The organism is Bradyrhizobium sp. STM 3809, from assembly GCF_000239795.1.
Taxonomy (GTDB): Bacteria; Pseudomonadota; Alphaproteobacteria; order Rhizobiales; family Xanthobacteraceae; genus Bradyrhizobium.
On sequence record NZ_CAFJ01000760.1, the window covers coordinates 1 to 5,414 of the forward strand.

A 5,414-nucleotide genomic window follows, 5' to 3' on the forward strand; every position below is an offset into this window, starting at 1 on the left:
TCAGGCCGGCCTCTACGACTACATCGCCAAGTTCGACCGTCCCGGTCTGATCGCGGCGCTCAAGGAACAGATCGAGGAACGGGCCCGCGCCGACGCGGCGAAGCGTGCGGCGTAACGGGAAAGGGCAGGAGTAGCGTGCGATGAGCAGCAACAAGATCGAGACCACCGACGGCGCGGTCGCCGAATACGTCACGGCCGTGATCGGCGGCCAGCTGTTCGGCCTGCCGATCTCGCGGGTGCAGGACGTGTTCATGCCGGAGCGGGTGACGCGGGTGCCGCTGTCGTCGGCCGAGATCGCCGGCGTGTTGAACCTGCGCGGCCGCATCGTCACCGTCGTCGACATGCGGGCGCGGCTCGGCCTGGCGCGCGCCGACGACGGCAAGCCGCCGATGGCGGTCGGCGTCGACCTGCGCGGCGAATCCTACGGCCTGCTGATCGATCAGATCGGCGAGGTGCTGCGGCTGCCGGAGGAGAGCCGGGAAGAAAATCCCGTCAACCTCGACCCGCGCATGGCGAAGCTCGCCGGCGGCGTGCACCGCCTCGATGGCCAGCTGATGGTCATCCTCGACGTCGATCGTGTGCTTGAACTCGCTGCCGACAAGATGGCGGCCTGAACCGCAGCGTAAGCCCGCCCGCGCGAGACCGCGCGGTCGGTTTGGATCCTGATCCCGAGAGGCTGATATGAGAACGTGTCTGGTAGTTGACGACTCGAGCGTCATTCGAAAGGTGGCCCGCCGCATCCTGGAAGGTCTGGATTTCCAGATCGTGGAGGCGGAGGATGGCGAGCAGGCGCTGGAGATCTGCAAGCGCGGTCTGCCGGATGCCGTGCTGCTCGACTGGAACATGCCCGTCATGGACGGCTATGAGTTCCTCGGCAATCTCCGCCGCATGCCCGGCGGCGACGCGCCGAAAGTGGTGTTCTGCACCACCGAGAACGACGTCGCGCACATTGCCCGCGCGCTGCATGCCGGTGCCAACGAGTACATCATGAAGCCGTTCGACAAGGACATCGTCACGGCGAAATTCCAGGAAGTCGGACTGATCTGACCTCCCGTCAGGTCGGTCGGCCCGTGCTCTCCCGGGCTTGCCGCCGTCCTGTGCCTCTGTCCTGTTGGTGAACTATGAGCGTCGCGTTGGCCAGTTCTTCGATCCCAAGTTCGACCAGGCAGGAACCTCTCCGGGTGATGGTCGTGGACGACTCCGTCGTCATCCGCGGCATGATCTCGCGTTGGATCAGCTCTGAGCCCGACATGGTGGTGGCGGCTTCGCTGCGCACCGGCCTCGAAGCCGTCAACCAGATCGATCGCGTCAATCCCGATGTCGCCGTGCTCGACATCGAGATGCCCGAGCTCGACGGCATCGCAGCGCTGCCCAAGCTGCTTGCCAAGAAGAAGAACCTCGCCGTGATCATGGCCTCGACGCTGACGCGCCGCAATGCGGAGATCAGCTTCAAAGCGCTGTCGCTCGGCGCGGCCGACTACATTCCGAAGCCCGAGAGCACGCGCGAAGCCTCCGCAGCCGATAATTTCCACTACGACCTGATCCAGAAGATCCGCAATCTCGGCGCCAAGGCGCGCCGCGCGGCGCCTGTCGTGCATGCTCCGGCGGCTCCGCACGTCCAGGACCTGCGGCCGGCGCCGGCGCTGCGGCCGGCAGCGGCTCCGATGCCGACGCAGACGCTACCGGCCGCTGCTCTGGCGCGGCGCGCCTTCAGCTCGCAGATGCCCAAGGTACTCTTGATCGGCTCTTCGACCGGCGGTCCGCAGGCGCTGATGGCGGTCGTCACGGAGCTCGGCGCGGTGATCGACCGCTTCCCGGTGCTGATCACCCAGCATATGCCGCCGACCTTCACCACCATTCTCGCCGAGCATCTGGCGCGGTCGAGCCGCAGGCCGGCGCATGAGGCCGTCGACGGCGAGGTCATCAAGCCCGGCCAGATCTATCTCGCGCCGGGCGGACGCCACATGCGCGTCGCGCGCCATGGCGCCGACGCGGTCATCGCGCTCGACAACGGGCCGCCCGTCAATTTCTGCAAGCCGGCGGTGGATCCGCTGTTCACCTCGGCGGTCGACATCTGGCAGGGCTCGACGCTCGCGGTGATCCTCACCGGCATGGGCTCGGACGGCATGCGCGGCGGCAAGGACATCGTCGCAGCCGGCGGCAGCGTCATCGCGCAGGACGAGGCCACCAGCGTGGTCTGGGGCATGCCCGGCGCGGCCGCCAATGCCGGCATCTGCGCAGCCATCCTTCCCTTGAATCAGATCGCACCGAAGCTGGTCCGTCTGTTTGCAGGAGACCGTTCGTGACTCCCCTGGACTATGAGTTCTTGCGTAAGCTCCTGAAGGAGCGGTCCGGTCTCGACCTCTCTGCCGACAAGCAATATCTGGTCGAGAGCCGGCTGCTGCCGCTGGCCCGCCGCGCCAACCTGCCGGGCATCCCGGAGCTGGTGCAGAAGATGAAGAGCGGCGGCGAGCAGCTGACGACGCAGGTGGTCGAAGCTATGACCACCAACGAGACGTTCTTCTTCCGCGACAAGATCCCGTTCGATCATCTGCGGGACGGCATCCTGCCGGCGCTGATCCAGTCGCGCGCCAGCCGGCGGTCTCTGCGCATCTGGTCGGCCGCGTGCTCGACCGGACAGGAGCCTTACTCGATCGCGATGTGCCTGCGCGAGTTCGGCGCGGCGCTCGCCGGATGGCGGATCGAGATCGTGGCCACCGACCTGTCGCAGGAGGTGCTGGAGAAGTCGAAGGCCGGCCTCTACAGCCAGTTCGAGGTGCAGCGCGGCCTGCCGATCCAGCTCCTGGTGAAGTACTTCACCCAGCTCGGCGAGCTCTGGCAGCTCAGCGCCGACATTCGCGGCATGGTGCAGCACCGCCAGCTCAACCTGCTGCAGGACTTCTCCCATCTCGGCAAGTTCGATGTGATCTTTTGCCGCAACGTGCTGATCTATTTCGATCAGGACACCAAGGCGCAGATCTTCGAGCGGATGGCCAAGGTGATGGAGCCGGACGGCACCCTGCTGCTCGGCGCCGCGGAGTCGGTTGTCGGCATCACCGACGCGTTCCGGCCCAATCAGGAGCGGCGCGGCCTGTACCAGATCAATCCCGTCCGCAGCGCGCGCGGCGGCGCGGCGCTGCTGCCCGGCCTGAAAGTGGTCGCGGCGCGCTGATCGCCGATCTCATCGGGAGGTCTTCGACGGCCGGCGATTGCGCCGGCCGATCGCCGCTGGATCACCCCGCATCGCAAAATTTCTTCCGGCAGCGGGAACCTTTTTCTCGCTGAAGCGTCGATTCACGCCTTGGTGTGGCCAAAGCGTGTTCGCTCGACGGCGGGGGAAGATCGATGAAAACGAGTATGCGTCCTCGGATCGTGACGCGGGATCTCCCTGTCATCGCGAAATCGGCGACCGGGATCGACGGTCTCGACGAGGTCACCTTCGGCGGCCTGCCGCAGGGCCGGCCGACCCTGCTGTGCGGCGCCGCCGGCTGTGGCAAGACCTTGTTTGCAATGACGTTCCTCTACAATGGCGCGGTCGCCTATGACGAGCCGGGGGTGTTCATCGCGTTCGAGGAGCAGCCCGAGGACCTGATCAAGAATGTCGGCTCGCTCAGCTACGACATCGAGAGGCTGATCGAGCAGAAGAAGATCCTCGTCGACCACATCCATCTGGACCGCAACGAGATCGAGGAGGCCGGCGACTACGATCTCGACGGCCTGTTCATCCGCATCGGCTTCGCGATCGACGCCATCGGCGCCAAGCGCGTCGTGATCGACACGATCGAGACTCTGTTCGGCGGCCTCGACAACCAGGCCGTGCTGCGCTCCGAGCTGCGCCGGCTGTTCGAATGGCTCAAGAGCAAGGGCGTCACCGCCATCATCACCGGCGAGCGCGGCGACGGCACGCTCACCCGGTACGGCCTCGAGGAGTACGTCGCCGATTGCGTGATCCTGCTCGACAACCGCGTTCACGATCAGCTGTCGACCCGGCGGCTGCGCGTCGTCAAATATCGCGGCACCGCGCACGGCACCAACGAATATCCCTTCATCATCGACCAGGAAGGCATCACGGTGATGCCGATCACCTCGTCGGGACTGTCCCATGATGCGTCGACCGAACGGGTCTCGACCGGCATCGCCGACCTCGACGACATGCTGGAGGGCAGGGGCTACTACAAGGGATCGAGCATCCTGGTCTCGGGCATGGCCGGCGCCGGCAAATCGACCGTCTCGGCGCATTTCGCCGATTCGATCTGCCGCGCGGGCCAGCGCTGCATCTATTTCGCGCTGGAGGAGTCGCCGCAGCAGATCGTGCGCAACATGCGCTCGGTCGGGCTCGACCTGCAGCAATGGGTCGATCGCGGCCTGCTGCGCTTCTCGGCGCGGCGGCCCAATCTGTACGGGCTGGAGACGCATCTGGCGGCCATGCATCGCGAGGTCAGGGAGTTCGATCCCGCCGCGGTGGTGGTCGATCCGATCTCGTCTCTGATGGGCGCGGGCATCGCCGGCGACGTGCACTCGATGACGCTGCGCCTGATCGACTTCCTCAAGTCGCGCGGCGTCACCGCCCTGTTCACCAATCTCGGCGCCGGCACCGCGGAGACGGTGACGACCGAGATGCAGATCTCCTCGCTGACCGACACGTGGCTGCTGCTGTACAACCGCGAGAGCAACGGCGAGCACAATCGCCAGCTCTATCTGTTGAAGTCGCGCGGCATGGCGCATTCCAACCAGGTGCGCGAGTTCCTGATGAGCTCCGACGGCATCGCGCTGCGCGAGGTCTATGTCGGTCCTGACGGCGTGCTGACGGGATCGGCGCGACAGGCCCAGGAGGGCAAGGATCGCGCCGAGCGCCTCTTGCGCAACCAGGAAATCGAGCGCCGCACCCGCGAGATCGCGCGCCGACGGCGCGACATCGCCGCACAGATCGAAATGCTGAACGCCCAGCTTGCGAGTGAGGAGGGGGAGATGGAGCTTCTGAACCTGGAAGGCAGCGCGCGCGAGGAACAGCGCTCGGCTGATCGCCTTGCGTTGGCGAAGAGCCGCTCGTCGAAGCGGCCGGCGGGCGTGCCGTCGTCCCGGACGGCGGCGAACAAATGACGGCCGCGGCGATGGAACAGGATGGCTACAATCTCCGGCTCTATGTCGCGGGCCAGACGCCCAAATCGCTGGCCGCGCTCGCCAATCTCAAGAAGCTGTGCGAGACGCATCTGCCGGGCCGCTACACGATCGAGGTGATCGATCTGATGAAGGACCCCGCGCTGGCGCAGCGCGATCAGATCGTCGCCATCCCGACGCTGATCCGGCAATTGCCGGAGCCGCTCAAGCGGATCATCGGCGACCTCTCCAATGCGGAGAAGGTCCTGGTCGGTCTGGATATCGCTCCGAGCTGAACGGAGAATACGTGGCAGCAC

Annotated in this window: 6 protein-coding genes and 1 pseudogene; all 7 read left to right on the plus strand. The window is 66.0% G+C overall.

Translation table 11 applies throughout. The features are described from left to right. A pseudogene (locus tag BRAS3809_RS37810) lies at positions 1–115 on the plus strand (response regulator); the annotation flags it as partial. Between the two features lie 25 nt (positions 116–140). Continuing rightward, positions 141–614 (plus strand): chemotaxis protein CheW, encoded by a 474-nt coding sequence (locus BRAS3809_RS32500; protein WP_008966255.1) that lies wholly within the window; start codon positions 141–143, stop codon positions 612–614. A 67-nt stretch (positions 615–681) separates the two neighbouring features. After that, positions 682–1,047, plus strand: a complete 366-nt coding sequence (locus BRAS3809_RS32505) for a response regulator (protein ID WP_006613312.1) — start codon at positions 682–684, stop codon at positions 1,045–1,047. A gap of 74 nt (positions 1,048–1,121) precedes the next feature. Then, positions 1,122–2,306, plus strand: coding sequence for a protein-glutamate methylesterase/protein-glutamine glutaminase (locus BRAS3809_RS32510; protein WP_052523521.1), 1,185 nt, complete (start codon positions 1,122–1,124; stop codon positions 2,304–2,306). After that, positions 2,303–3,172 (plus strand): CheR family methyltransferase, encoded by an 870-nt coding sequence (locus BRAS3809_RS32515; RefSeq protein ID WP_008966257.1) that lies wholly within the window; start codon positions 2,303–2,305, stop codon positions 3,170–3,172. The genes BRAS3809_RS32510 and BRAS3809_RS32515 overlap by 4 nt, the downstream gene beginning before the upstream one ends. Positions 3,173–3,345: 173 nt before the next feature. Beyond that, a complete protein-coding gene (kaiC, locus tag BRAS3809_RS32520; RefSeq protein WP_008966258.1) occupies positions 3,346–5,100 on the plus strand; it encodes a circadian clock protein KaiC in 1,755 nt (584 codons plus the stop codon). After that, complete coding sequence (locus tag BRAS3809_RS32525) at positions 5,097–5,393, plus strand: circadian clock KaiB family protein (RefSeq protein ID WP_008966259.1); 297 nt, start codon at positions 5,097–5,099, stop codon at positions 5,391–5,393. The genes kaiC and BRAS3809_RS32525 overlap by 4 nt, the downstream gene beginning before the upstream one ends. The last annotated feature ends 21 nt before the right edge of the window (positions 5,394–5,414 follow it).